This window comes from Duganella sp. BJB1802 (assembly GCF_013369445.1).
GTDB lineage: Bacteria > Pseudomonadota > Gammaproteobacteria > Burkholderiales > Burkholderiaceae_D > Rugamonas > Rugamonas vulcania_A.
Genome location: NZ_JABWEF010000004.1, coordinates 67,147 through 92,335, shown reverse-complemented (window position 1 = coordinate 92,335; position 25,189 = coordinate 67,147). Strand labels below are relative to the sequence as shown.

At 63.2% G+C, this 25,189-nt stretch carries 21 protein-coding genes; 15 read left to right on the top strand and 6 right to left on the bottom strand.

Going from position 1 to position 25,189, the window contains the following annotated elements:
- Nucleotides 1-195: 195 nt before the first annotated feature.
- The 7 genes from HUX88_RS08110 to HUX88_RS08080 all read left to right on the top strand — a co-directional run bounded on the left by HUX88_RS08110 (nucleotide 196) and on the right by HUX88_RS08080 (nucleotide 7,278).
- Entirely contained in the window at nucleotides 196-1,203 is a 1,008-nt protein-coding gene (locus HUX88_RS08110) for a LacI family DNA-binding transcriptional regulator (RefSeq protein ID WP_176361431.1), read from the top strand.
- Between the two features lie 88 nt (nucleotides 1,204-1,291).
- Entirely contained in the window at nucleotides 1,292-3,616 is a 2,325-nt protein-coding gene (locus HUX88_RS08105) for a glycoside hydrolase family 65 protein (protein WP_373886763.1), read from the top strand.
- Nucleotides 3,613-4,254, top strand: a complete 642-nt coding sequence (gene pgmB, locus HUX88_RS08100; RefSeq protein WP_176361429.1) for a beta-phosphoglucomutase — start codon at nucleotides 3,613-3,615, stop codon at nucleotides 4,252-4,254. Before HUX88_RS08105 ends, pgmB begins: the two co-directional genes overlap by 4 nt.
- Before the next feature lie 30 nt (nucleotides 4,255-4,284).
- Nucleotides 4,285-5,553 carry a sugar MFS transporter gene (locus tag HUX88_RS08095; protein ID WP_117012561.1) on the top strand — a complete coding sequence of 423 codons (1,269 nt, stop codon included), beginning with the start codon at nucleotides 4,285-4,287 and terminating at the stop codon, nucleotides 5,551-5,553.
- Nucleotides 5,554-5,563: 10 nt separating this feature from the next.
- Nucleotides 5,564-6,577: a substrate-binding domain-containing protein gene (locus HUX88_RS08090; RefSeq protein ID WP_117012562.1), complete on the top strand. Its 1,014-nt coding sequence runs from the start codon at nucleotides 5,564-5,566 to the stop codon at nucleotides 6,575-6,577.
- Nucleotides 6,578-6,640: 63 nt separating this feature from the next.
- A complete protein-coding gene (locus tag HUX88_RS08085; protein WP_117012563.1) occupies nucleotides 6,641-6,853 on the top strand; it encodes a DNA-binding protein in 213 nt (70 codons plus the stop codon).
- A 14-nt stretch (nucleotides 6,854-6,867) separates the two neighbouring features.
- A complete protein-coding gene (locus HUX88_RS08080; protein ID WP_117012772.1) occupies nucleotides 6,868-7,278 on the top strand; it encodes a type II toxin-antitoxin system VapC family toxin in 411 nt (136 codons plus the stop codon).
- Here HUX88_RS08080 and HUX88_RS08075 read toward each other — a convergent pair.
- Nucleotides 7,275-7,667: a RidA family protein gene (locus HUX88_RS08075; protein ID WP_176361428.1), complete on the bottom strand. Its 393-nt coding sequence runs from the start codon at nucleotides 7,665-7,667 to the stop codon at nucleotides 7,275-7,277. The two genes, HUX88_RS08080 and HUX88_RS08075, sit on opposite strands and share 4 nt — an antisense overlap.
- A gap of 69 nt (nucleotides 7,668-7,736) precedes the next feature.
- Between HUX88_RS08075 and soxR the strand changes: the two genes are divergently transcribed.
- Together soxR and HUX88_RS08065 are read left to right on the top strand one after the other, a co-directional pair.
- Nucleotides 7,737-8,180, top strand: coding sequence for a redox-sensitive transcriptional activator SoxR (soxR, locus tag HUX88_RS08070; protein ID WP_176361427.1), 444 nt, complete (start codon nucleotides 7,737-7,739; stop codon nucleotides 8,178-8,180).
- A 297-nt stretch (nucleotides 8,181-8,477) separates the two neighbouring features.
- Nucleotides 8,478-9,923, top strand: a complete 1,446-nt coding sequence (locus tag HUX88_RS08065) for a polysaccharide lyase family 1 protein (RefSeq protein ID WP_229219245.1) — start codon at nucleotides 8,478-8,480, stop codon at nucleotides 9,921-9,923.
- 149 nt (nucleotides 9,924-10,072) lie between these two features.
- Here HUX88_RS08065 and HUX88_RS08060 read toward each other — a convergent pair whose 3' ends face one another.
- A complete protein-coding gene (locus HUX88_RS08060) occupies nucleotides 10,073-10,498 on the bottom strand; it encodes a hypothetical protein (RefSeq protein WP_176361425.1) in 426 nt (141 codons plus the stop codon).
- Between the two features lie 412 nt (nucleotides 10,499-10,910).
- Here HUX88_RS08060 and HUX88_RS08055 point away from each other — a divergent pair, with 412 nt between their 5' ends.
- A complete protein-coding gene (locus tag HUX88_RS08055; RefSeq protein ID WP_117012567.1) occupies nucleotides 10,911-11,141 on the top strand; it encodes a hypothetical protein in 231 nt (76 codons plus the stop codon).
- A gap of 21 nt (nucleotides 11,142-11,162) precedes the next feature.
- Here HUX88_RS08055 and icmF read toward each other — a convergent pair whose 3' ends face one another.
- The 3 genes from icmF to HUX88_RS08040 all read right to left on the bottom strand — a co-directional run bounded on the left by icmF (nucleotide 11,163) and on the right by HUX88_RS08040 (nucleotide 19,264).
- Nucleotides 11,163-14,450 (bottom strand): fused isobutyryl-CoA mutase/GTPase IcmF, encoded by a 3,288-nt coding sequence (gene icmF, locus HUX88_RS08050; protein WP_176361424.1) that lies wholly within the window; start codon nucleotides 14,448-14,450, stop codon nucleotides 11,163-11,165.
- Nucleotides 14,451-14,549: 99 nt separating this feature from the next.
- Nucleotides 14,550-18,119 carry an indolepyruvate ferredoxin oxidoreductase family protein gene (locus HUX88_RS08045; RefSeq protein ID WP_176361423.1) on the bottom strand — a complete coding sequence of 1,190 codons (3,570 nt, stop codon included), beginning with the start codon at nucleotides 18,117-18,119 and terminating at the stop codon, nucleotides 14,550-14,552.
- Nucleotides 18,120-18,331: 212 nt separating this feature from the next.
- The gene (locus tag HUX88_RS08040; RefSeq protein WP_176361422.1) at nucleotides 18,332-19,264 is read right to left on the bottom strand and encodes a LysR substrate-binding domain-containing protein; all 933 of its coding nucleotides are present in this window, start codon (nucleotides 19,262-19,264) and stop codon (nucleotides 18,332-18,334) included.
- Between the two features lie 130 nt (nucleotides 19,265-19,394).
- Here HUX88_RS08040 and HUX88_RS08035 point away from each other — a divergent pair, with 130 nt between their 5' ends.
- A complete protein-coding gene (locus HUX88_RS08035) occupies nucleotides 19,395-20,615 on the top strand; it encodes an HD-GYP domain-containing protein (protein ID WP_117012571.1) in 1,221 nt (406 codons plus the stop codon).
- A gap of 3 nt (nucleotides 20,616-20,618) precedes the next feature.
- On the opposite strand, the gene HUX88_RS08030 is transcribed toward HUX88_RS08035, so the two are convergent.
- Nucleotides 20,619-21,662, bottom strand: coding sequence for a GGDEF domain-containing protein (locus tag HUX88_RS08030; RefSeq protein WP_117012572.1), 1,044 nt, complete (start codon nucleotides 21,660-21,662; stop codon nucleotides 20,619-20,621).
- A 466-nt stretch (nucleotides 21,663-22,128) separates the two neighbouring features.
- On the opposite strand from HUX88_RS08030, the gene HUX88_RS08025 reads away from it, so the two are divergent.
- The 4 genes from HUX88_RS08025 to cpaB all read left to right on the top strand — a co-directional run bounded on the left by HUX88_RS08025 (nucleotide 22,129) and on the right by cpaB (nucleotide 25,186).
- Nucleotides 22,129-22,308, top strand: coding sequence for a Flp family type IVb pilin (locus HUX88_RS08025; protein WP_117012573.1), 180 nt, complete (start codon nucleotides 22,129-22,131; stop codon nucleotides 22,306-22,308).
- A gap of 55 nt (nucleotides 22,309-22,363) precedes the next feature.
- Nucleotides 22,364-22,894 carry a prepilin peptidase gene (locus HUX88_RS08020; protein WP_176361421.1) on the top strand — a complete coding sequence of 177 codons (531 nt, stop codon included), beginning with the start codon at nucleotides 22,364-22,366 and terminating at the stop codon, nucleotides 22,892-22,894.
- A gap of 100 nt (nucleotides 22,895-22,994) precedes the next feature.
- Complete coding sequence (locus HUX88_RS08015; protein WP_176361420.1) at nucleotides 22,995-24,347, top strand: ATP-binding protein; 1,353 nt, start codon at nucleotides 22,995-22,997, stop codon at nucleotides 24,345-24,347.
- Complete coding sequence (gene cpaB / locus HUX88_RS08010) at nucleotides 24,344-25,186, top strand: Flp pilus assembly protein CpaB (RefSeq protein ID WP_176361419.1); 843 nt, start codon at nucleotides 24,344-24,346, stop codon at nucleotides 25,184-25,186. The genes HUX88_RS08015 and cpaB overlap by 4 nt, the downstream gene beginning before the upstream one ends.
- The last annotated feature ends 3 nt before the right edge of the window (nucleotides 25,187-25,189 follow it).

Here is a 25,189-nt window from a genome sequence, read left to right as displayed (position 1 = left end):
CTGGACGGCGCGCCACCAGCAAAAACCGCCTGCGGTAGTTCCATCCCCATCTTCCACGATTCGTGAAGATGGGCCATTGAAACAAGAAATGATATCGATGTCAATCGAAATGTTATCGATGTCATTTTTCGCGACAAACGAAAATTTTCTGTCATAATGCGTTCGCACACCCTGTTTCCAACCTATGAGCGATCAATGCCTTCGAATAAGTCTGTAGCCCGCAAAGCCGAAACAGCATTGACGATGGAGGACCTGGCCAAGCTGGCCGGCGTCTCCAAGATCACCGTTTCCCGCGCCCTGCGCGACAGTCCGCTGGTGACGGCGGAGACGCGGCAGAAGATCCGCACCTTGGCCAACGAGCAGGGCTACCGTTTCAATGTGAGCGCGCGCAATCTGCGCATGGGCCGCAGTTATTCGGTGGCGGTTGTGGTGGAAATGACACCCGTGCGCGGCCGGCCGATGTCCGATCCGTATCCGCTGGAGCTGTTGGGCGGCATAACGCAGGAGCTGACCACCGCCGGCTACAGCGTGGTGCTGACCTCCAAGCAGTTGATGAACACCGCGCCGGTGCAGGGCGCCGACGGTTTGATCCTGCTGGGCCAGGGCTCGCACGGCGAGGCGGTGCGCGCCTTGCAGCAGACCGGCATGCCGCTGGTGGTGTGGGGCGCGCCGGAAGCCGACACCGACTACATCGTGGTCGGCTCGGACAATCGGAAGGGCGGCATCAGCGCCGCCGAGCGCTTCATCGCGCAGGGCCGGCAGAAGCTGGTGTTCCTGGGCGACGTCGATCACGCCGAGGTGCAGGAACGCTGCGCCGGTTTCATCGACGCGATGGGCGGGCGGGCGACGGTGCACATCATCCGTCCCAAGGCATTCACCTTCGAGGCGGGCTTCGACAGCATCTCGGCGCTGTTGAAAAAGAAGGGCGCCATATTCGACGGCGTGTTCGCCGCCAGCGACTTGCTGGCCATGGGCGCGATCCGCGCGCTGGCCGAGAAGAATTTGCGGGTGCCGGAGAATGTCTCCGTCATCGGCTACGACGATACGCCCGGCGCGGCCAGTTTCGTGCCGCCGCTGACCAGCGTGCACCAGTATCTGCGCGACGGCGGCGTGTTGTTGGCCAAGAAGATGCTGGGCCTGATCGAAGGCCAGCCGGTGGCGTCCGAAATGCTGCCGACCACCTTGATGGTACGCCAGACCTAGTTTTCCCCTGAATTAAGCTGAAAACCTCGAAAAACCGGCTTTTTTCAAAATTCAAACCGCTTTGAATCGCATTTTTAAGGAATACGCTGTGCAACAACACACCTATCCCCTCGAAGCCTGGTGCATCCGCGAGACCAGTTTCGACACCGACTCCCACTTTCTCGACGAGACCCTGTTCGCTTTGGGGAACGGTTACATCGGCCTGCGCGGCACCGGCGAGGAGGGCTACGGCGGCCCGGCCGGCACCTCGCTCGACGGCACCTACCTGAACGGCTTCTACGAATCGGAGCCGATCCAGTATCCGGAGGCGGCCTACGGCCTGGCCAAGGTGAACCAGTTCATGCTGAACGTGCCGAACGCGAAGGGCATCGAGCTGTGGCTGGAGGACGAGCGCTTCGACCTGCTGGCCGGCTCGGTGCAGTCGTACGAGCGGGTGCTGGACTTCCGCACCGGCGTGTTGACGCGCACCGTGGAGTGGACCTCGCCGCAGGGCCGCAGCGTGCGGGTGCGCAGCCGCCGCCTGGTGTGCTTCGAGAACAAGCATCTGTTCGCGATCGAGTTCGAGGTGACGCCGCTGAACTTCGCGGGTCGTGTGCGGGTGGTGTCGTCGCTGGACGGCGCGGTGAAGAACCAGGAGGCGGGCGACGATCCGCGCGTGGGGTCGGCGGTGTCGGGCCAGTCGCTGCACATGGTGGGGCATGAACAGAACGTCGGCTTCGCGGCGCTGGTGCAGCGTACGCACAACAGCGGCTTCGTGCTGGTCAGCGCCACCGATACCGAACTGGCGGGCGCGGATGCGACCATCGAGATCGCGCAGGTGGAGCAGCGCCTCACGCAGACGTACGAGCTGCAGGCGCAGGCGGGCCAGCGCATCGTGCTGACCAAGTACGGCAGCTACTTCTCGTCGCGCGACTACGCCGAGGCGGAGCTGATGTGGCGCAGCAAGGACACGCTGGCCACCGCCAGGGCCGCAGGGTTCGACGACCTGCGCATGGCGCAGGAACAGTACCTGGCCGATTTCTGGCAGCAGGCCGACGTGCAGATCGCCGGCGACGACGCGCTCCAGCAAGGCATCCACTTCAACCAGTTCCACCTGCTGCAATCGGTGGGCCGCGACGGCAAGACCAACATCTCCGCCAAGGGCGTGACGGGCGAGGGCTACGAAGGCCACTATTTCTGGGATACGGAAATTTACATCTTCCCGTTCTTCCTGTACTCGAAGCCGGAGATCGCCCGCAAGCTGCTGGAGTACCGCTACGCCGGCCTGCCGAAGGCGCGTGAGCGCGCACGCCAGATGTCGCACGCCACCGGCGCGCTGTACCCATGGCGCACCATCGCCGGCGACGAGTGCTCGGCCTACTTCCCGGCGGGGACGGCGCAGTATCACATCAACGCCGATATCGCCTACTCCATCAAGCTGTACATGGAGGCGACTGACGATCAGGAATATCTGGTGAAGCACGGCGCGGAAATCGTGATGGAGACGGCGCGCATCTGGATGGGCATCGGCAGCTACGACCGCGAAGGGCGCTTCTGCATCAACCAGGTGACGGGGCCGGACGAATACACGGCGCTGGTCAACAACAACTACTACACCAACGCGATGGCGCAAATGCACCTGAACTTTGCGGCCTCCATCGCGGAGCAGTTGCAGGCACAGGCGCCGTCGGAATTCGCGCGCATCGCCGCCGCCACCGCGCTGGATGCGGGCGAGCCAGCCGCATGGCGCCGCGCCGCATCGTTGATGAATCTTCCTTACGACGATGCGCTGCAAATCCACGCGCAGGACGACAGCTTCCTGTCCAAGAAGGTGTGGGATTTCGCCAACACGCCGAAGGAAAACTATCCGCTGCTGCTGAACTACCACCCGATGGTGATCTACCGTCACCAGGTCTGCAAGCAGGCGGACGTGGTGCTGGCGCTGCTGCTGCTGTCCGACCAGTTCACGCTGGAAGACAAGCGCCGTGACTTCGACTACTACGAGGCGGTGACGACGCACGATTCGTCGCTGTCGTCCTGCATCTTCAGCATCATCGCTGCGGAGGTGGGCTACCAGGACAAGGCCTACGACTACTTCATGGAGACCGCGCGCCTCGACCTGGACGACACGCACGGCAATACGCACTACGGCGTGCACACGGCGGCGATGGCCGGCACGTGGATGGGCGTGGCGTATGGCTTCGCGGGCATGCGCGTGGTGGGCGGCGATCTGCATTTCGCGCCGTCGCTGCCGAAGCAGTGGCAGCACTACACGTTCAAGATTCATTTCAAGGGCGCGCTGCTGGAGGTGCGTGTGGAGCCTGGCCGCGCGGACTATCGCCTGCTGCAAGGCGAGGCGCTGCGCTTCACCCACGGCGGCGAACCTGTCGCACTGACGCTGTCGCAACCGACGCAATCGAGGAGCTTTGCATGAGCCGCTTTAAAGCCGTTATCTTTGACCTGGACGGCGTGATCACCGATACCGCCCACTATCACTACCTGGCGTGGAAGCGCCTGGCGGAATCGCAAGGCGTGCACTTCGACCATGCCTTCAACGAGAACCTGAAGGGCATCGACCGTATGGGATCGCTGGACCTGATCCTGGCCTCGTCCAAGCGGGCGTACACTGCGGAAGAGAAGCTGGCGCTGGCCGACGAGAAGAACCGCCACTACCAGGAACTGATCGCCACCATGTCGTCGGCCGATCTGCTGCCGGGCGCGGTGCGGGCGCTGGACGTGGTGCGCGCGGCGGGCTTGCGCATCGGCCTGGCGTCGGTGAGCAAGAACGCCTTTACGGTGTTGGGCCGCCTGGGCATCACCGATAAATTCGATTACGTGGTCGACGCGGCGACCATCGCGCGCGGCAAGCCGGACCCGGAGATTTTCCTGAAGGCGGCGCGGGAGCTGGGCGTGGCGCCGGAGGACTGCCTGGGCGTGGAGGATGCGGTGGCGGGCGTGGCGTCGATCAAGGCTGCGGGGATGTTCGCGCTGGGGATAGGACATCCCTTTGTGCTGACCCAGGCCGACGTGGTGATCACGCGCCTGAACGACTTCAATTTAGAATCATACTAAATAATATAAATAATAAAATTCGGAGACAGTATGAAGAACAACCGCATCCTATTTGCGCTATTTCTGATTTACTTTGTATTCGCGATCCTGCTCAACAGCGTGGGCACGGTCATCCTTCAGATCATCAACAACTACGGCGTGAGCAAATCCAGCGCCAGCGTGCTGGAAGGCTTCAAGGATTTGCCGATTGCGGCGGTGTCCTTCCTGATCGCCTCCTTCCTGCCACGCCTTGGCTACAAGAAGGCCATGCTGGCCGGGCTGGCCATCGTCACCGCCGCCTGCGTGGCGATGCCGGTGCTGCCGTCGTTCGCCACCACCAAGCTGCTGTTTTTCTGCGTCGGCGTATCGTTCGCGCTGGTGAAGGTGTCGGTGTATTCGACACTGGGCCTGATCGCCACCGACCGCAAGCAGCACGCCAGCATGATGAACCTGCTGGAGGGCTTCTTCATGGTCGGCGTGTTAAGCGCCTACTGGGTGTTCGGCTACTTCATCGATTCGTCCGATCCGCTGTCGCGCAGCTGGCTGCAGGTGTACTGGGTGCTGGCCGTGCTGTGCGCGCTGACCTTCGCGCTGGTGCTGACCACGCACTTCAACGAGGACATGGCAGCGCTGCCGGAAGGTCGTGGCATCGCGCAGGATTTCGCGGCCATGCTCAAGCTGTTCTTCAAGCCGCTGGTGTGCGTGTTCGTCATCACCGCGTTCTTGTATGTGCTGATCGAGCAAAGCGTGGGCACCTGGCTGCCGACCTTTAACAACGAGATCCTGAAGCTCCCGGCGGCGATGAGCGTGCAGGTGACCAGCATCTTCGCCGCCTGCCTGGCGATCGGGCGCCTGTCGGCCGGCGTGTTGATGCGCAAGTTGAACTGGTACCCGGTGATGAACGCCTGCGTGATCGGCATGGCGGCCATGGTGCTGCTGGCGCTGCCGTTGACACATGACGTGGTGGCCGATCCGAACATCAGCTGGTCCAGCGCGCCGCTGGCGACCTTCCTGTTCCCGCTGATCGGATTGTTCATGGCGCCGATCTACCCCGGCATCAACTCGGTGATGCTCAGCTCCCTGCCGAAGAACCAGCACTCCGCCATGACCGGCTTGCTGGTGATTTTCTCGGCGCTGGGCGGCACCACCGGATCACTGATCACCGGCTACGTGTTCGGCAATTTCAGCGGCCACTTCGCCTTCTACCTGACGCTGGTGCCGATTTCTATCGTTCTGATTATGTTGTATTTTTTCAAAAAAGCGGTCGATGACGGTGGTGGTGGTTTCGACCCGTCCGCTATAATCAGCGGTCAACATTGAGCAATTGTCTATGAACCTGGAGCGCCTCGCGAACTTACTCGGCATGTCGAAGACCACGGTGAGCCGCGCGTTGAACGGCTATCCCGAGGTGAATGGCCGGACCCGCGAGCGTGTGCTGAAGGCGGCCAAGGAGAACGGCTACCAGCCTAATCCGATGGCGCGCTCGCTGGCGCTGGGGCGCACCAATGTATTCGGCATCATCTACCCGCTGCTGCCGGCGGACCTGGGCGACCCGATGTTCCTCGACGTGGTGGCCGGCATGTCGGCCGCGCTGGAGCGGGTCAGCAAGAATTTGATCATCGCGCCGGTGTCGCCGGCGGCGGAGCAGCCGTCGTACCAGCAGATCGTGCGTGGACGGCGGGTCGATGGGCTGGTGGTGAGCCGCACGCTGGTGCGCGACGAGCGCATCGCCTTCCTGAGCAAATCCAAGTTTCCCTTTGTCGCGCATGGCCGCACCGAGCTTGGCGCGCCGTACGCGTGGTTCGACTACGACAACGCGGCCGGCATCCGCATGGCGATGGAGCGCTTGCTGGGATTGGGGCACCTGCGCGTGGCCCTGGTCAGCGCGCCGCTGGAATTGAACTTCGCCCGCCAGCGCAAGGACGCCTTTGTGGCCGCGATGGCGTCGGCCGGGCTGGCGGTGGACACGCGCTACCTGATCGACAACACGCTGGACCGCCGCAGCGGCTACCAGGCGATGCAGCAGCTGCTGGCGTGTTCGCCGCGTCCGACTGCGGTCATCGTCGACAATCATCTGTCGGGCGTCGGCGCGGTGCGCGCGCTGCTGGATGCGGGCGTTGATATCGGCAAGGAGATGTCGGTGATCGTCTGGGGCAGCATGGCCGACACGCTGGCCGGCATCGACGTCACCACTATCGACCAGCCGGACGCGCACCAAGCCGGCGCCCGCATGGCCGACATGCTGCTGGCGCTGGTGGACGGCAAGCCGGCCAGCGAGTTGCAGGAGCTGTGGCAGCCGGTGCTCCTGGGTGGGTCTACTGTTGGGCGGGCTCAACCCGCATAGTTCTTGGTGCGCGCTTCCTTTTTCATTGATGTATTATGAAATCGATGATTAGGGGAGATTGCAATGGCCACCAATCTAATTGTGCGAAATGTCGATGACGACCTCGCGCTAGCGCTAAAGCGAAGGGCGGCAGCAAACGGCCGTAGTCCTGAAGCAGAACATCTGGATATATTGAAAAAAGCACTGCAACGGCTGCACAGCCGTTCCTCTGCCGACGTGCTGGCAAGCATGCCCAACGTGGGTGACGATGAAGATTTCGATGTCCGCAAGAGTTAGTGTGCGATGTATCTATGTATCTGATTGATACCAACATCATCAGCGAAGCACGCAAGGGACGACAGGCGAACCCAGGTGTTATAAGGTTCTTCCTCACGAGTCGGCCCAGCGACCGCTATCTTTGCGTGCAGACGATTGGGGAAATCAGACGTGGCATCGAAAATGTCCGCAAGCGCGGCGGCCCAGATAAAGTAGTGCGGCTTGAAACCTGGCTCGACTTGGTTATCCACGAGTATGCGGATCGGATATTGAATTTTGATGTGCGTTGCGCTCAGGTGTGGGGAGGTTTGATGTCTCCGCAGGCAAGCCATCCAATCGACAGACAAATTGCGGCGATTGCGATTGTTCATGGACTTGAGGTTGTAACCCGCAATGTCCATGACTTTGCTGCGACGGGTGCCGTTCTGTTGAATCCGTTTGTTTAAATGACGGCAGTGGCTTCGATTTCGAACAGCATGCCATCCAGCGCCAGGCGTGGCACGGGGATCAGCGTGCAGGCCGGGGCGGGATGTTCGCCCCATGCGGTGCGCAGCGCGCTGCTGAAAATGCCCAGTCGCTCTTCGCTGTGATCGACGATCAGTGCCGTGACCTTGGCGACGTCGGTCAGCTTTGCATCGGCAGCGGCCAATGCGGTTTGCAGATTGTCCAGCGCCTGCCGGACCTGCGCTTCGAAGCTTTCCGACAGCACTCCGTTAGCATCCTCGCCGCCTTGGCCGGCGATGTAGACGATGCGCGCCGGCGCTTCGGCGATGACGACGTGGCTGTAACCGTTGGGGCGGGGATCGTATAGTCCGGGGGGATTGATGAATTTCATGGCGTCCTTCAGGCGGTGAATGTGCAGACACTATAAAATCTCAACTTAACTTGAGGTCAAGGATTTTATATGGCATCTCCTCCGAAGGAACTCGGCGTCGGCGAGCTGGCCGCGCGGGCCGGCGTGGCGGTATCGGCGCTGCATTTTTATGAGGCGAAGGGCCTGATACATTCGGTCCGCTCCAGCGGCAACCAGCGGCGCTATGCGCGTTCGGTGCTGCGGCGGCTGGCGGTGATCAAGGTGGCGCAGCGCGTCGGCCTTCCGCTGGCGGACATTGCGCAGGCGTTGGACGCACTGCCGTTTGGCCGCACGCCCACTGTCGCCGATTGGCGCCGCTTGTCGGCTGCATGGAAGCAGGAGCTGGAGGAGCGCATCAAAACGCTGACGCAATTGCGCGACCAACTCGATGGCTGCATCGGTTGCGGGTGCCTGTCGCTGAGAGCCTGTCCCTTGCGCAATGCGCAGGACGCGCTGGCGCAAGAGGGCGCCGGACCGCATTTCGCGTCCCGTTGAATGCTTGTTGCATATTTTTTTCTGGCGGATTAGTATTAATTGAATCGATGTCGGCGTGAATCCTTAGGCCGGCTTCGATCCTTGACCTGCGCGACCTCGGCTCCCCGCCCTCGTCGCAACGGCGACAGGTACGCAAGGTGCCTGTTTCAGTCATCGCAGTCCGGATGCTGAATGTTTATCCAGACCCACCCAGTTGGCAACGATCGATCCTGACTCGCTCAGGCGCGCATTGCATCGACACGTGGGTACGAATCGTCACTCGCACAGCCAGTCACTTTCAAAAAAATGGAGACAACCTTGAAATATTCACTCATCGCCGCCGGCATCCTGCTGGCATCGGCCGCGCAGGCCGCAACCATCGATGCCAAGACCCTCGTCGGCGCCAGCACGCCTTTGCAGACCGCCCAATACGGCGTGCGCAATTACTCGGCCCCGGTGCTGACCGGCGGCCTGCACGATCCCGCCAACTACGCGGCCGCGCCCAAGCTGCCGGTGTGGCAGTTCGCCTCGGCCGATCCCACCGGCGGCGTGCTGACCTTTGAGCGCGACAGCGCCCCCGCCACCGGCTGGCACGCGCTCACGCGCAAGACGCCGGTGCTGGTGACGGGCGGAGGCTCGGCCACCGCCAACCGCATCTACACGGTGTACAACGGCCAGCAGCTGGTGGCCGCCATCAACGAAGCGGGCAACGAGCCGAAGATCATCCGCGTGATCGGCCATATCGATCTGCGCTGGAGCCAGAACAATACGGTCTTCAAGGAGTACACCAGCTATTCGGACCAGAAGCTGGGCGGCTCGATCAGCATACCGTCCAACACCACGCTGGTCGGCATCAACGACGCGCAGGGCCGGCCCGCACGCATCACCGGTACGTCGCTGCTGATCGGCGGCGAGCTGCCGCTGACGGCCGGCGGCGATCCTGAGACTGACTTCAAAAAGTGGATCGCCGACGGCAAGGACGGCGACGATTACCCGACGTGGACGCGCAACGTCATCGTGCGCAACCTGGTGCTCGATACGCCGTGGGACGTCAATCCCGAGGACTCGGGCAACGCCTACGCCGACGGCCTGACCGTGTCGCGTGGCCAGAACATCTACCTCGACCACCTGACCATCAGCGACGGCGACACGCCGGACTCGCTGGCCGTGTCCCCATACACCACGCGGCACGACGGCGCTCTGGACGTGGTGCGCGGCAGCGACTACGTCACCATCGCCAACAGCTATTTCGGCAAGCACCACAAGACCACGCTGGTGGGCAACGGCGACTCCGGCCGCGCATGGAGCGACGAGGGCCGCATGCACGTCACCTTCACCGGCAACTGGTGGGATGGGGCGACCACGCGCTTGCCGCTCAATCGCTATGGCCAGGTCCACATGTTCAACAACCTTGTCACCGGCAGCGTGTCGACCACGGATGCCGATGTGAAGTTCGAAAGCGGCTCCGATGCGCGCTATCACTCGAATATGCTGATCGAGAATAACTACTACAACCTCACGGGCCTCAAGCTGTCCGAGTTCTGCGGAAAAGTCATCAAGGGCAAGGACTACACCGGCTTCCGTTCGTCCGGCCATGTCTTCGTCAGCGACAAGTCGGGCACCAACCTGGTTGACGGCCAATGCGGCCTTGCGCCGCCAAGCTCCGCCAACTTGTGGACGCCGCCGTATCTGTACGCGTTGCAGACCGCGACCGCGGCACAGGCCTCCGTACCGGCCAACGCCGGCGCTGGTAAGTTGAAGTAAAGGGCTTGTTACACTCCGCTAGGTGTGTTGCGGCGGTGGCATCGTCGGCATCAGCAGTACGCTGGTCGATACGTCCAGCGTGCCGGCGAAGTGGCTTTTTGGCTGCGGAAGCCGCACCCGAGAAACGACTACTCCGCCACCGAGTTCTGCTACGGTGATCTTGGTGATTTGTCGCGCGATACGAACGCTCGAATCCATCCGACTATCGCAACGATGGTGAATCCGGGCGCGATGATCAAGGCCACTAGCAAGTCAAATGCCTTAGATCCGCCCGGTTCATCCGCAAACATTATCCTAGCTCCGAACATCGCTATGCCAAGCCATAGCGGTGCCGCCACCAAGGAGCAAGCCGCCGCAAGGAGCCATTTCGAAGGATCCTTTGGGGCCTTTGGATGGTGCCAGATAAACAGAGAAAACGCAGCTCCGACGGGATAAATCAAGAGCCACGCAATACCAGGAATTTGTGAGTCCGGCACAAAGATTGAAGCCAGCAGCATCAGCGCGGCGAGGACGAGCAAGCCGATAGTATCTGCCACATGGGTAGCTCGCGGTTTTGTTATTATTTCTGGCGACATGTGCATTCCTCCCGAGCAATTGCCATCGCAGTTGTACCAACAGGTGTAAGTAGCGCTCCAGCTACTTCTGCCGCGCCTGGCACAACGGTAGTAGTGCCAATTAAACCGACGCCAATTCAGTGCCCCCCCCCCCGAATCTGAGACGGTGGTTTAGGCTGTCGTCCGTGAAAGGATGATAGCAAATAAGCGAAGGCAAAAAATGCAGGCTGCACACGGCCGAATTTAAGGCCAAGGTTGGTCTGGAAGCGGAGCGCGGTGTGACGCCGCCGTATCTGTACGCGCTGCAGACCGCGACCGCAGCGCAGGCCTCCGTGCCGGCCAACGCGGGCGCCGGCAAATTGAAGTAATCGGCTTGTTACAGTCCGGTTCTGCGGCTATATTGAATTGGGACCAACCCGTCAAGGAGAGCGCCATGGCGAACGCACACGACAATTTGACGTTGCAGATGCTGGACTGGCTGCAGCAGCGGCCACATTCATATTCCGAGGTGATGGAGGTATGGCGCAGCTCCTGCCCCAGGTTGACCATCTGGGAGGACGCTTGTGCCGATGGCCTGATCGCGAGCGAAGGAGGGGCCTCCGGCCAGGTCTTCGTTTCGGAGAAGGGCCGGAGGTTGCTGCAATCAGCCGGCGGGAGGCATTGATACGCCTCCCGCTTAGCCGCCTTACATATTGCGGCGGTACTGGCCGCCGACTTCGAACAGCGCCGTCGTGATCTGGCCCAGCGAGCAGACGCGCACGGCGTCCATCAGCTTTTCAAACACGTTGGCGTTGTCGATGGCGGCTTGCTGCAAGGCTGCCAGCGCTTGCGGCGCGTGCTCCGCGTTACGGGCGTGGAAGTCCTCCAGGCGGGTGAGCTGCGATTGCTTCTCGTCGTCGGTGGAGCGCGCCAGTTCGATCTTCTGCGGCTCGCCGGTCGCCTTCGGATTGCGGAAGGTGTTGACGCCGATGATGGGCAGCGTGCCGTCGTGCTTCTGGTGCTCGTACAGCATCGACTCTTCCTGGATCTTGCCGCGCTGGTAGCCGGTCTCCATCGCGCCCAATACGCCGCCGCGCTCGGCGATGCGTTCGAACTCCTGCAGCACCGCTTCCTCCACCAGGTCGGTCAGCTCTTCCATGATGAACGAGCCCTGGTTCGGATTCTCGTTCTTGGCCAGGCCCCATTCGCGGTTGATGATCAGCTGGATCGCCAGCGCGCGGCGCACCGATTCGTCGGTCGGCGTGGTGATCGCTTCGTCGTAGGCGTTGGTGTGCAGCGAGTTGCAGTTGTCGTAGATCGCGATCAGCGCCTGCAGCGTGGTGCGGATGTCGTTGAAGTCGATCTCCTGCGCGTGCAGCGAACGGCCAGACGTCTGTACGTGGTACTTGAGCTTTTGCGAACGGTCGTTGGCGCCGTATTTGTCGCGCATCGCCACCGCCCACAGGCGGCGCGCCACGCGGCCCAGCACCGTGTATTCAGGGTCCATGCCGTTGGAGAAGAAGAACGACAGGTTGGGCGCGAAGTCGTCGATGTGCATGCCGCGCGCCAGATAGGCTTCCACAAACGTGAAGCCGTTCGACAGCGTGAACGCCAGCTGCGAGATCGGATTCGCGCCCGCTTCGGCGATGTGGTAGCCGGAGATCGACACCGAGTAGAAGTTGCGCACCTGGTGGTGGACGAAGTATTCCTGGATGTCGCCCATCACCTTCAGCGAGAACTCGGTCGAGAAGATGCAGGTGTTCTGGCCCTGGTCTTCCTTCAGGATGTCCGCCTGCACGGTGCCGCGCACATTTTGCAGTACCCAGTCCTTGATCTTGGCCGCTTCGTCGGCGCTCGGCTGGCGCTTGTTCTCTTCGACGAATTTTTCAACCTGCTGGTCGATGGCGGTGTTCATGAACATCGCCAGGATGGTTGGTGCCGGGCCGTTGATGGTCATCGATACCGAGGTGCTCGGGCTGCACAGGTTGAAGCCGTCGTACAGCACCTTCATGTCGTCCAGCGTGGCGATCGATACGCCCGAGTTGCCGACCTTGCCGTAGATGTCCGGGCGCAGCGCGGGATCGGCGCCGTACAGGGTCACGGAGTCGAAGGCGGTCGACAGGCGCTTGGCGTCCATGCCGGTGGAGACCAGCTTGAAGCGGCGGTTGGTGCGGAAGGCGTCGCCTTCGCCGGCGAACATGCGGGTCGGGTCTTCGCCCTCGCGCTTGAAGGCGAACACGCCGGCCGTGAACGGGAAGGAGCCCGGCACGTTTTCCAGCATCAGGAAGCGCAGCACTTCGCCGTGGTCTTCATAGCGCGGCAGGGCCACCTTGCGGATCTTGGTGCCGGACAGCGTGTGCTGGACCAGGCGGGTGCGGATTTCCTTGTCGCGGATCTTGACGACGTAGTCGTCGCCCGCATAGGCGGCCTGCATGTCTGGCCACTGGGCCAGCAGCTTCTTGGCGCCGCCGTCCATTTCCGCATCGCGTTCGGCGATCAGGTCGTCGAAGTCGGCGGTCTTGTGGGCGATGGCCAGCATGCGTTTCGATTCGGTCAGCTGCTGGCGTTCGCGCGCCAGCGTGACCTGCTTGCGCGTGAAGCGGTGGTAGCCGCGCACGGTGTCGGCGATCTCCGCCAAGTAGCGCGCGCGTGCCGGCGGCACGATCACGTGTTTGCCGCTGGAGAAGCGCACATCCACCGGCGCCAGCTTGCCCGGCTTGGCCTTCAGGCCGAACTGCGCCAGCTTGGGCAGCAGGCCTTGATACAGCGCGGTCACGCCGTCGTCGTTGAAGCGCGATGCTTGCGTGCCGTAGACCGGCATTTCGTCCGGACGCTTGCTCCACATTTCGCGGTTGCGCTGGTACTGCTTGGCGACGTCGCGCAGCGCGTCCTGCGAACCCTTGCGGTCGAATTTGTTGATGGCGATGAAGTCGGCGAAATCGAGCATGTCGATTTTTTCCAGCTGCGAGGCGGCGCCGAATTCCGGCGTCATCACGTACATCGATACATCGACGTGCGGCACGATGGCGGCGTCGCCCTGGCCGATGCCGGAGGTCTCGACGATCACCAGGTCGAAGCCGGCCACTTTGCAGGCGGCGATAACGTCCGGCAGCGCTTGCGAAATCTCGGAGCCTGCTTCGCGCGTGGCCAGGGATCGCATGAAGACGCGCGTCTGCCCATTCCATGGATTGATCGCATTCATGCGGATACGGTCGCCCAGCAGCGCGCCACCGGATTTGCGGCGCGACGGGTCGATCGAGATGATGGCGATGTTGACGGCGTCGCCCTGGTCGAGGCGGATGCGGCGTATCAGTTCATCGGTCAGCGAGGATTTACCCGCGCCGCCGGTGCCGGTGATGCCCAGCGTCGGCACGGCCAGACCTTCGGCGGCGGCCAGCAGTTCGGCGCGCAGGGTGGGGGAGGCTTTTTCATTTTCCAGCGCGGTGATCAGCTGGGCCAGCGGGCGATGGCGCGCGGCGATGTCGCCTTCCTTCAACGGCGCCAGCGAGGTGGGCGAGTACTGGGACAGGTCGATGTCGCACTGCTGCACCATCCACTGGATCATGCCGACGAGGCCCATGCGCTGGCCGTCTTCCGGGCTGAAGATCTTGGTGACGCCGTAGGCGTGCAGGTCGGCGATTTCGTCGGGGACGATGACGCCGCCGCCGCCGCCGAATACCTTGATGTGCGCGCCGCCGCGCTGGCGCAGCAGGTCGATCATGTATTTGAAGTATTCGACGTGGCCGCCCTGGTAGCTGGAGATGGCGATGCCTTGCACGTCTTCGGCCAGCGCGGCGGTGACCACTTCGTCGACCGAGCGGTTGTGGCCAAGGTGAACCACTTCCACGCCGTTCGATTGCAGGATGCGGCGCATGATGTTGATCGAGGCGTCGTGGCCGTCGAACAGCGAGGCGGCGGTGACGAAACGGACTTTGTTGTTCAGGCGCGGCTGATCCGGCACGGCTGCGATTTTCGGAGCGGAGAGGTCGTTCATGGTGTCCCTTGTGCTTTTGTTCAGTTCATTATATGACGTTTACGTTAACGTCAAGTCAAGCGAAATATGGGGGCGGGCCGCAGCCCGCCCCGTGATGCCTTACGCGGCGCGCTGCTGCGCCAGTTGCGCCAGCAGGCGGGCCTTCTCGGTACGGAAGGTGGCGACGGCCTTTTCCTTCACGTGGCCGAAGCCGCGCACTTTCTCCGGCAGGCCGGCCAGTTCCACGGCGGTGGCGTGGTTTTCCGGCGACAGTTTGTCCATCAGCGTGGCGACCAGCTCGCGGTATTCAACGATCAGCGCGCGCTCCATCTTGCGCTCCTCGGTGTAGCCGAAGATGTCGAACGCGCCGCCGCGCAGGCCCTTGAACTTGGCCAGCAGCTTGAACGCGCTCCACATCCACGAGCCGAATTCCGCCTTGACCAGGTGGCCCTTGGCGTCCTTCTTGGCGAACATCGGCGGCGCCAGGTTGAACTTGACCGAGAAGTCGCCCTCGAACTGCTGCTTGAGCTGCTCGACGAAACGGCCATCGGTGTACAGGCGCGCCACTTCGTATTCGTCCTTGTAGGCCATCAGCTTGAAGGCGTATTTGGCGACGGCGGTGGACAGCTTGTTGCCCAGGCCCAGAGCGGTTTCCTTCGCGCGCACCTGCGACACCAGCTGTTCGTAGCTCGAAGCGTAGGCGGCGTTCTGGTACGCCGTCAGGAACTCGACGCGCTTGCCGATGACGTTCTCCAGGCTTTGCGGCATCTGCATCACGATCGCTTGCGTAGGCGTGGCCACGCGCTCGACGCGCTTGAGGTCCACGGCGGCGCGGCGGCCCCACAGGAAGCTCTTCTTGTTCGATGCGATGCCGACGCCGTTCAGTTCAATCGCGCGCAGCAGCGATTCCTCCTTCAGCGGGATGCGGCCCTTCTGCCATGCATAACCGAGCATGAACAGGTTGGCGGCGATGGAGTCGCCCATCAGCGCGGTGGCCAGCTTGGTGGCGTTGATGAAATCGGCCGCGCCGGCGCCGACCGATTCCTCGATCAGCGCACGCACTTCCTCCACCGGATACTGCCAGTCGGCGTTCTGCGCGAAGGTGCCCGGAGGCTGCTCGTGCAGGTTGACGATGGCCAGCGTGCGGCCCGGACGCATCTTCGACACCGCGTCGGCGGCGCCGGCGGTCAGCATGTCGCAGCCCAGGATCACGTCCGCCTCGCCGGTGGCGATGCGTTGCGCGCGCAGGTGGGCCGGGGTCTTCGCCACTTTGACGTGCGACGTGACCGAGCCGTTTTTCTGCGACATGCCGGTCATGTCCAGCACCGACGCGCCTTTACCTTCAAGGTGCGCGGCCATGCCCATCAAGGCGCCGACGGTGATCACGCCGGTGCCGCCGATACCGTTGATCAGGATGTTGTACGGCTCGTCGCAGGACGGCAGCACCGGTTCCGGCAGGGTGCCGAAGCCGTCGTCGGCGTTGTCCTTGGTGACGCCGGTCTTGGTCTTCTTCAGCGATCCCCCTTCGACCGTGACGAAGCTCGGGCAGAAGCCCTTCACGCACGAGTAGTCCTTGTTGCAGGACGACTGGTCGATGGTGCGCTTGCGGCCGAACTCCGTTTCCTTCGGCAGGATGGAGGTGCAGTTGGACTGGATGCCGCAGTCGCCGCAGCCTTCGCAGACGGCTTCGTTGATGACCATGCGCTTGGCAGGGTCGGGGTATTCGCCTTTCTTGCGGCGGCGGCGCTTCTCGGCCGCGCAGGTCTGGTCGTAGATCAGCACCGATACGCCGCCCACTTCGCGCAGCTCGCGCTGCACCGCGTCCATGTCTTTGCGGTCGTGCAGGCTGACGATGGACGGCAGGGCGCTGCGGTCGGTGTAGCGGTTCAGGTCTTCGGTGACCAGCGCGATGCGTTTGACGCCTTCGGCGGCCATCTGCTGTGCGATCATCGGCACCGAGGTGATGCCGTCGACCGGCTGGCCGCCCGTCATCGCCACCGCGTCGTTGTAGAGGATCTTGTAGGTCATGTTGACCTTGGCCGCAACGGCCGCGCGGATCGCCAGGTAGCCGGAGTGGAAGTAGGTGCCGTCGCCCAGGTTCTGGAACACGTGCGGGATCTTCGAGAACGCGGCCTGGCCGATCCACGGCGCGCCTTCGCCGCCCATGTGCGTGGTGAGCTTGTTGAACTCCGGGTAGATCGAGGTCGCCATCACGTGGCAGCCGATGCCGGCCAGCGCCAGGCTGCCTTCCGGGACTTTGGTCGAGGTGTTGTGCGGACAACCGGAGCAGTAGAACGCTGGACGGAACGGGGTGTTGATGGCCTTCTTCAGCACTGCGTCCTTGGCGTCGAGGAAGCTCAGGCGGGCCTTGATATGGTCGCAGGTCACAGGATCGGAGATCAGGCGCTTGACGCGCGAGGCGATCACGCGCGCCACTTGCGAGACCGAGAAGTCGGCCTTGGAGGTGAGCAGCCATTCGCCGCGCGGCGCGACCCATTCGCCTTTTTCATCGAACTTGCCGATCACGCGTGGACGCACATCGTCGCGCCAGTTGTACAGCTGTTCCTTCAGCTGGTACTCGACGATCTGGCGCTTCTCCTCGACCACCAGGATCTCGTCCAGGCCCTGCGCGAATTCGCGCACGCTGTCCGGCTCCAGCGGCCATGGCATGGCGACCTTGAACAGGCGCAGGCCGACATCGGCCGCCATCTTCTCGTCGATGCCCAGTTCTTCCAGCGCTTCCAGCACGTCCAGGTAGGACTTGCCGGAGGCGATGATGCCCAGCTTGGCGTTCGGGCTGGTGATGGTGGTGTGATTGAGCTTGTTTTCGCGCGCGTAGGCCAGCGCGGCGTAGATTTTGTAGTCCTGCATCAGCGCTTCCTGATTGCGCGCTTGCTGGCCCAGCGGGATGCTGGACAGGCGCGCATTCAGGCCGCCTTCCGGCATGACGAAATCGTGCGGGATCTTGACCTCGACGCGGAACGGATCGGCGTCGACGGAGGCCGACGATTCGACCGTGTCGGCCAGCGCCTTGAACGCCACCGTGCAGCCGGAGAAGCGCGACATGGCCCAGCCGTGGATGCCCAGGTCCAGGTATTCCTGCACATTGCATGGATACAGGACCGGGATCATCGAGGCCGAGAACAGGTGGTCCGACTGGTGCGGCAGCGTCGACGAATAGGCGCCATGGTCGTCGCCGGCCACCAGCAGCACGCCGCCGTGTTTGGACGTGCCGGCGTGGTTCATGTGCTTGAAGACGTCGCCGCAGCGGTCCACGCCGGGGCCCTTGCCGTACCACATGGCGAACACGCCGTCGTACTTGGCCTCGCCGATCAGGTCGACCTGCTGCGAGCCCCAGACGGCGGTCGCGGCCAGGTCCTCGTTCACGCCCGGCACGAACTGCACGTGGTGCGACTCCAGGTGCGGTTGGGCCTTCCACAGGTTCTCGTCCAGGCCGCCCAGCGGCGAGCCGCGGTAGCCGGAGATGAAGCCGGCGGTGTTCAGGCCGGCCGCCTGGTCGCGCACGCGCTGCATCATCGGCAAGCGCACCAGCGCCTGGATGCCGGACAGGAAGATGTCGCCTTTGATCGCGGTGTATTTGTCGTCGAGGCTCACGGAGGTGAGGCGGGATGGGGCGGCGGCGGCGTCTCTGGCGGACGTTGCTGGGCCGTGTGCCGTGGTATCGGGCATGGCGGTGTCTCCGGTTTTGTGTCAGATCGCGCCCAAACTTGGTGGCGCCGGGTAGGCGCGCCAGGATCAGGCCATGGGCCGCATGGTTAGCGGCGGTGCAGATATTTTAGGCTTAAAAATCTGCTTTGTAGCGCAGTATGGGCGCGAGTTGACGTATACGGAAATACCGAATGCCGATGGGGGTATAAGAAAAAATGATGGCCCGGCGGCGCTCAGGCGATGGCGGTCGCGCCAGGCCAGGTGCCGCCGGCGCACAGTTGCGCGCTGACTTGTTGCACCAACCGGCTGACCGCCGCCGCCGCGTTGGTCAGCGGAATATTCTTGGACGCGCACAGCACCACCGTGCGCGAAATCGACGGGCTGTGGATGCGGTGGGCGCGCATGGCGCCTCTTTCGAGCTCGTCCAGGACAGGCGCCGACGGCAGGATGGTCGCGCCCATGTCGGCCAGGATGGCGGACTTGAGGATGGCGATGGAGTTGATCTCGATCACATTACCCACCGTGAGCCCGGCCTGGCGCGCCACGCTTTCGATGCGCGGCCGCACGCCGTGCTGCAGGCCGGGCAGGATCAGCGTGGTATTCAGCGCCTGGGTCAATGTGAGTGCTTGCTCACCTTGTGCATAGGTGGCGTCCGCGCGACAGATGAATTGCAGCTCCTCCTCCGCCAGCGGCGTCGTGGCGAACTGGGCCAGCTGGCCGTCGTCGAACAGCACGGCCAGGTTGACGCGGCCGGACTTGAGCTGGTCGCTCAGGTTGCCGGTCAGCTCTTCCGTCAGTTGCAGGGTGATTTCGGGATACTGGGCGCGCGCGGCCGTCAGCAGCGGCAGCGCCAGCGCGCCGGAAATGCTGTGCGGCAGCCCCAGCGTGACGCTGCCGCTGGGGCGCTCGGCCGACTGCGCCACGGCCGAGCGGGCGTCCGCCACCTGCTTGAGGATGGCCTGCGCGTGTTCGTAGAAGATCTTGCCGGCGTCCGTGCTGAGCACGCCCTGGGCGGAACGATGCAATAACTGCACGCCCAACTCCTCCTCCAGTTGCCGCAACTGTTGCGTTAGTGCCGGTTGCGCAACATGTAGGACAACAGCCGCCCGCGACAGCGAACCGTGGTCTACTATAGCTACAAAGTAACGAAGTTGGCGTAATTCCATAAATTGCTAGCGTTCTTAACCTGGACAAACAAATGGTAGCACCTGTAAATCTAATCCTGACAGGAAACTATTTGCTATACTGGCATCAACCCTTTCCGCTGTTTCCAGCCTCTTCAAAGTGGGTACCGGTATGTTAAAGAAAGTCGACTCTTCCCAGCTAAAAGTAGGCATGTACATCCATGACCTGAGCTGCGACTGGATGACCCACCCGTTTGTCCGCAACCGCTTTTTGCTGACCAGCGAAGACGAAATCCGCAAGATCATCAATGCCGGCATCCATGACGTTGTCATAGACAACTCGAAAGGGCTGGACGTGCAGGATGCCCCCTCGGTCGATGAAGCGCAGGCGGCGACCGAACGCGAAATCGTGGAAATCGTCGCCAAGGCGCCGGTCGTCACCCGCGTTTCGCTGGGCGAGGAGATGCAGCGCGCCGTGCAGATCCGCCATCAGGCGTCGACGCTGGTGCGTACCGTGATGCAGGATGCGCGCCTGGGCAAGGCCATCGAACTCGATCAGGTCCAGCCGGTGGTGCAGAATATCACCGAATCGATCTTGCGCAATCCAGGCGCGCTGGTCGGTTTGCTGCGGATCAAAAACAAGGACGATTACACGTTCTTGCACTCGGTGAGCGTGTGTACGCTGCTGGTGGCCTTCTGCCGCTCGCGCGGTATGGACCCCGAGATCACCCACCAGGCCGGCCTGGGCGGCCTGCTGCACGACACCGGCAAGGCGCTGGTGCCGGACGCCATCCTGAACAAGCCCGGCCCGCTGACGGACGAGGAATTCGCCATCATCAAGCGCCATCCGCAGGACGGCTACAACATCCTGCTGAAGTCGCCCGAGGTGGGCCCGATTCCGCTCGACATCACGCTGCACCACCACGAGCGGCGCGACGGCAGCGGCTATCCGAACAAGCAGGAGGGCGACGGCATCAGCGAATTGGCGCAAATGGCGGCGATTGTTGACGTGTATGACGCAATCACGGCGGATCGTTGCTACCACAAGGGCATGTCGGCGGCGGCGGCCCTGCGCAAGATCTATGAGTGGAGCAAATTCCACTTCAATCCGAATTACGCGCAGGAATTCATGCGCTGCGTGGGGATCTATCCGGTGGGCACCATGGTGATGCTGGAGTCGGGACGGCTGGGTGTTGTAATTGAGCCACACGAGACCAATTTGCTGGCGCCCAAGGTCAATGTGTTCTTCAACACCAAGAAAAATCTCTACATCAAGCCGGAAACCGTGGATTTGTCGCGCGGGCTGGGTTTTGGCGGCGGCGACAAGATCGTCGGCCACGAATCGCCCGCCAAGTGGAACGTCGATCCGATGCGCTTCCTGACCCTGGCGTAAGGCTTAGAAGAACTCGGCGGTGTCGTTGGATTCGATGGCGTGCAGCAGGCCGCCGTCGACCAGTTCGTCGTAATGGCAGGCCAGGTTGCGGCCGTGGCTCTTGGCGTAGTACAGCGCTTGGTCGGCGTGCCCCAGGATGATCACCGGCGCCTCCAGCGCGCTGATGCTGACAAAGCCCACGCTCACCGTCACCTTGCCCACTTGCGGGAAATCATGCGACGCCACGTTCATGCGGAAGCGGTCGATGATCTTCTTGGCGTTGTCCAGGGTGGTCGAACGCAGCAGCACGACGAACTCCTCGCCGCCGAAGCGGAACACGCGGTCTTGCGCGCGGAACGAGGAGGTGAGCAGGTTGGCGATCAGGATCAGCACCTCATCGCCGTACAAATGGCCGAAACGGTCGTTAACGTGCTTGAAATGGTCGACATCGACCACGGCCAGCCATTGCTTTTCCTGCTCGTGGTGGCTGCGGCGCTCCGGTTCGCCCGGCAGCGTGACGGAATCCTGTTCGGTGCTGGCGGCCAGCATCTTGGCCAGCTGGTCGTCGAAGGTCTTGCGGTTGAGCAGGCCGGTCAGCGAATCGCGTTCGCTGTAGTCCAGCAAGTTCTGGAAGTTGCGGTAGACGCTGACGATGCCGCCGATGACGTGGATGGTGTCGCTGGTGTACGGCGTGGGGTTGACGATTTCCAGGCAGGTGTCGGCCTTGTCGCCCAGCCAGATCGGCAGCCACAGCGTGTGTTCGCCCGCCTCGTTGGCGACGTCGGCGCCCGATTCGTGGTTGGCGATGCATTCGGCCAGGGCCGGGAAGTTTTCGATGGGTTCGCCGGGATTGTGCAGGTCGGAACTGTCGACCATGCGCGCGGCCTCGCCGGCGCAGATGATGGCGCGTGCCCGGACGAAAGTCTTGCCCCTGACTGTGGCCAGCGTCAGTACGCGGGCCTGGCTGGCGCGGGCAAGCTCCTGCACCGCCGAGATCACGGAGATGTCGAGCATCGTGTGATCGCGGTGGCCGGTCATGTCCACCATGTGTTTCAGTAGGGAATCCATTTTCTTCTCTGGAAAATAATCACACAACCTTGTGTCTAGCCACGTTTCGTTCACGCCTATCAAGCCAATCTCTTTGATAGTCAGGCGCACAGTGAAGCTGCAACACGGGGCCTTTCCAAAGAACAGCTAAGCAGGATAATAGCTTTTTGCAATCAAGGCAATTCATGTGTGCGAAAAAAAACTTTCCTTGCATCTGAATGCGACCTTTTTCCGACAGCCGGGTAACCCCTTCCAGCTTACCTGCCGGGAAACTGATGCAGTTTGACATAAGCCAGCCGTGAAGTGTGTCCCGTGCGCAGATTTTCATCAAACCCATAAAAATAATGCCGCACGGAAAACTTGCGTCACGTCAACTCTCGGAAAACTCTGATCCGTATAGTAGTCCTTAATGGCCCGGAACCGGCGATTGGGCAGTCCGCCGGCCCGTGCCAGGGGTACTTTTTAACTTCATCCAGAGGAGTAAATCATGAACTCGCTTATTGCAGCAGCAAAAGTGTTCGTGCAGGACGAGGACGGGATCACGGCCATCGAATACGGCCTGATCGCGGCGACGATGGTCGCCGCGGTCATTGCTGCATTCGGTTTGCTGGGGCCGGCGCTGAAAACCGCCTTCACCAGCATCGCGACCAGCATCACCTCGCCGTAACCACCGGGCTTTCCAGCTGCTGTCCGGGCTGGAAAGCCTTACGTTGGAGACCCTCATGTCGATAGCGCTCGAAGTGATCTTGATCTGCCTTGTTGCGCAAGCGGCCGTGACCGACCTGGCCCTGCGCAAGATACCGAACGTGCTGGTGCTCAGCGGCCTGCTGCTGGCGCTGATGCTGCACCTGCTGGGCGGCCTGCACTGGGCGCCCCTGACGCACTGGATGGCCGGCACTTTGACCGGCTTTTTTTTATTCCTGCCGCTGTATCTGCTGCGCGGCATGGCCGCCGGCGACGTCAAGCTGATGGCCATGGTCGGCAGTTTCGTCGGGCCGCTGATGGCGCTGGAGGTGGCCATGCTGGCCGCGCTGATCGGGGGCGTGATGGGCCTGCTGATGCTGATGTTCAGCGGCCGCTGGCGGGACGGCTGGCGCAACGTGGCCATCATCTGCAAGCCGATGCTGCTGCGCAGCCTGGGCGTGCCGCTGCAGGCGGTGCCGCTGGCGCCGGGCGCCAGCGTGGGCGGCATCCCCTACGGTTTGGCGATCGCGCTGGCCACGATGGCGGTTGTGGCGCTTGCACATCGCTGACGGTCCGCCTGCCGCGCCTTTGCTGCGCGTCAATATCCACAAAGCACGGGCCGATAGACTTGATTCCTCAACGTAACTAATTCCACCGCTGGAGATCGTCATGCTCGCCGTCGAAACGCCTACCTCCGCCCTCCATGCCGATCCCGCCGCGGTGCTGCCGGTCCAGCCGAAATCGGTGCGCGACACCGGCTTGACGCAGCAGATGATCGTCGAACTGATCGCCAAGTCCATCCTGGTCGGCGGCAAGATCCACCTGCCGGTGCTGACCACGCGGCTGCACCTGTCGATCAACGTGCTGCGCGAGGCGCTCGAGTTCATGGTGGCCGAACACGTGGCCGAAGTGGCCTGGCGCGGCGAGTCGGACATCGACGTGCAGTACCAGCTGACCTCCGCCGGCCGCCTGCGCGCCAGCGCGTGGATGGACCGCTGCCCCTACATCGGCCCCGCGCCGGTGACGCTGGAGGCCTACCGCGCCGTGGTCGAGCGCCAGGCTGTCCAGGCGCCGCAGCTGTGCGCCGACGAACTGGCCGCCGAATTCGCCGACGACTTCCTCAGCCCCGCCGTGCAGCGCATGCTGGGCGCGGCCATGTACGCCGGCCGCACGGTGCTGCTGCATGGCCCGTCCGGCGGCGGCAAGTCGGTGCTGGCGCGCCGGCTGGGCAGCCTGCTGCAGGGCGTGATCGCGGTGCCGCACGCGCTGGTGGTGGGACAGGAGATCGTCCAGGTCTATGACGCGCTGCTGCACCGCGCGCCGTCGCCGCAGCATCTGCGCCAGCTGCGGCCGACGCAGGAGCGCCGCAGCAGCGATCCGCGCTGGGTGCTGTGCCAGCGTCCCGTGGTGGCGCTGGACGCGGACCTGAGCGCCGACATGCTGGAGCTGCAACCGGACAGCCATAACGGCTGCTATCGCTCGCCGCCGCAGCTCAAGGCCAACAACGGCCTGCTGATCGTCGATGACCTGGGCCGCCAGCGCATGGCCGCAGCCGATCTGCTGAACCGCTTTTCGCAGGCGCGGGAGCTGGAGCGCAGCCAGCTGGCGCTGGTCGGCGGCTTCCACTTCAGCGTGCCGTGCCGCATGCAGCTGGTGTTCGCCACCAGCCTGGCGCCGGAAGCGCTGCTCGACGCCTCGGCGCTGCGCCGCATCGGCTACAAGATTCCGGTCGGGGCGCTGGACACGGCCAACTACCGCACCTTGTTTCGCCAACAGTGCGTCAGCGCCGGCGTGACGTTCGACGAAGCTGCGCTGCGCTACCTGGTCGATGAGCTGCACGCGGGCAGCGGCCTGCCGCTGCTGGCCTGCTATCCGCGCGAGATCGTCGGCCGCATCAACGACTTTGCCGGCTTCCTGGGCGAGCCGGCGCGCTTGAGCGTGGAGACGCTGGACCAGGCCTGGACCAGCATCTTCGCCGCCGGCGCGCCGGCACCGGCGCCGGTCTACGGGCAGGCAGCATGAACAACCGGCGCGCACTGATGATGATGGCGCTGGCCATCGTCCTGGGACTGGTGGCGGTGGTGCTGGCCTCGCGCTGGCTGCTGCACCAGACGCCGGCGTCGGCCAACAAGATCGTCGTCGCCGCCACCGATGTGAGCCTGGGGCAGCGCCTGACGCCGGAGATGCTCAAGGCGATCGACTGGCCGGCCGAGAGCCTGCCGCGCGGCGCCATCCGCGACGGCACCAAGCTGGCGGGCCGGGTGCTGAAAACCAGCGTGCTGCGCGACGAGCCTCTGACCGAGGCCAAGCTGGCGCCGGCCGGAACGCTGGGCGGCCTGTCCGCGCTGATCTCGGAAGGCAAGCGCGCCATCACCGTGCGGGTCAACGACGTGGTGGGCGTCGCCGGTTTCGCGTTGCCGGGGAATTTTGTCGACATCATCGTCAACACGCAGGCCGCCGCCACCGGCAACGAGAACGCGATTTCCAAGATCGTGCTGGAACGGATACTGGTGCTGGCCGTGGCGCAGGAAGTGGGCCGCGACGAGACCAAGCCGCGCGTGGTCAACGCTGTCACGCTGGAGGTGACGCCGGCGCAGGCCGAGAACATCGACCTGGCGCGCAGTGTCGGCACGCTGTCGCTGGTGCTGCGCAACCAGGTCGATCCGCGTCCCGGCGTGACCGACGGCGCCACCAAGAGCACCTTGCTGGGCGTCGCCAAGGCGCAAGCTCCGGCCGAGGCGCCGGCCGAACCGCTCGCGGCCGCGCCCAAGCCACATGCGCAGCTGGCGCAGGCCGCGCCGCGCAGCCGGCCTTGCGTCGGCGTGATCGCCGGCGTGCAGCGCACGCAGGAATGTCTGTGAGCG

What these genes read in the sequence shown, in the direction of transcription:
- HUX88_RS08110 (WP_176361431.1), top strand. Translation starts at nt 196, where the DNA reads ATGCCTTCGAATAAGTCTGTAGCCCGCAAAGCCGAAACAGCATTGACG.
- pgmB (WP_176361429.1), top strand. Translation starts at nt 3,613, where the DNA reads ATGAGCCGCTTTAAAGCCGTTATCTTTGACCTGGACGGCGTGATCACC.
- HUX88_RS08095 (WP_117012561.1), top strand. Translation starts at nt 4,285, where the DNA reads ATGAAGAACAACCGCATCCTATTTGCGCTATTTCTGATTTACTTTGTA.
- HUX88_RS08090 (WP_117012562.1), top strand. Translation starts at nt 5,564, where the DNA reads ATGAACCTGGAGCGCCTCGCGAACTTACTCGGCATGTCGAAGACCACG.
- HUX88_RS08085 (WP_117012563.1), top strand. Translation starts at nt 6,641, where the DNA reads ATGGCCACCAATCTAATTGTGCGAAATGTCGATGACGACCTCGCGCTA.
- HUX88_RS08080 (WP_117012772.1), top strand. Translation starts at nt 6,868, where the DNA reads ATGTATCTGATTGATACCAACATCATCAGCGAAGCACGCAAGGGACGA.
- HUX88_RS08075 (WP_176361428.1), bottom strand. Translation starts at nt 7,667, where the DNA reads ATGAAATTCATCAATCCCCCCGGACTATACGATCCCCGCCCCAACGGT.
- soxR (WP_176361427.1), top strand. Translation starts at nt 7,737, where the DNA reads ATGGCATCTCCTCCGAAGGAACTCGGCGTCGGCGAGCTGGCCGCGCGG.
- HUX88_RS08060 (WP_176361425.1), bottom strand. Translation starts at nt 10,498, where the DNA reads ATGTCGCCAGAAATAATAACAAAACCGCGAGCTACCCATGTGGCAGAT.
- HUX88_RS08055 (WP_117012567.1), top strand. Translation starts at nt 10,911, where the DNA reads ATGGCGAACGCACACGACAATTTGACGTTGCAGATGCTGGACTGGCTG.
- icmF (WP_176361424.1), bottom strand. Translation starts at nt 14,450, where the DNA reads ATGAACGACCTCTCCGCTCCGAAAATCGCAGCCGTGCCGGATCAGCCG.
- HUX88_RS08045 (WP_176361423.1), bottom strand. Translation starts at nt 18,119, where the DNA reads ATGCCCGATACCACGGCACACGGCCCAGCAACGTCCGCCAGAGACGCC.
- HUX88_RS08040 (WP_176361422.1), bottom strand. Translation starts at nt 19,264, where the DNA reads ATGGAATTACGCCAACTTCGTTACTTTGTAGCTATAGTAGACCACGGT.
- HUX88_RS08035 (WP_117012571.1), top strand. Translation starts at nt 19,395, where the DNA reads ATGTTAAAGAAAGTCGACTCTTCCCAGCTAAAAGTAGGCATGTACATC.
- HUX88_RS08030 (WP_117012572.1), bottom strand. Translation starts at nt 21,662, where the DNA reads ATGGATTCCCTACTGAAACACATGGTGGACATGACCGGCCACCGCGAT.
- HUX88_RS08025 (WP_117012573.1), top strand. Translation starts at nt 22,129, where the DNA reads ATGAACTCGCTTATTGCAGCAGCAAAAGTGTTCGTGCAGGACGAGGAC.
- HUX88_RS08020 (WP_176361421.1), top strand. Translation starts at nt 22,364, where the DNA reads ATGTCGATAGCGCTCGAAGTGATCTTGATCTGCCTTGTTGCGCAAGCG.
- HUX88_RS08015 (WP_176361420.1), top strand. Translation starts at nt 22,995, where the DNA reads ATGCTCGCCGTCGAAACGCCTACCTCCGCCCTCCATGCCGATCCCGCC.
- cpaB (WP_176361419.1), top strand. Translation starts at nt 24,344, where the DNA reads ATGAACAACCGGCGCGCACTGATGATGATGGCGCTGGCCATCGTCCTG.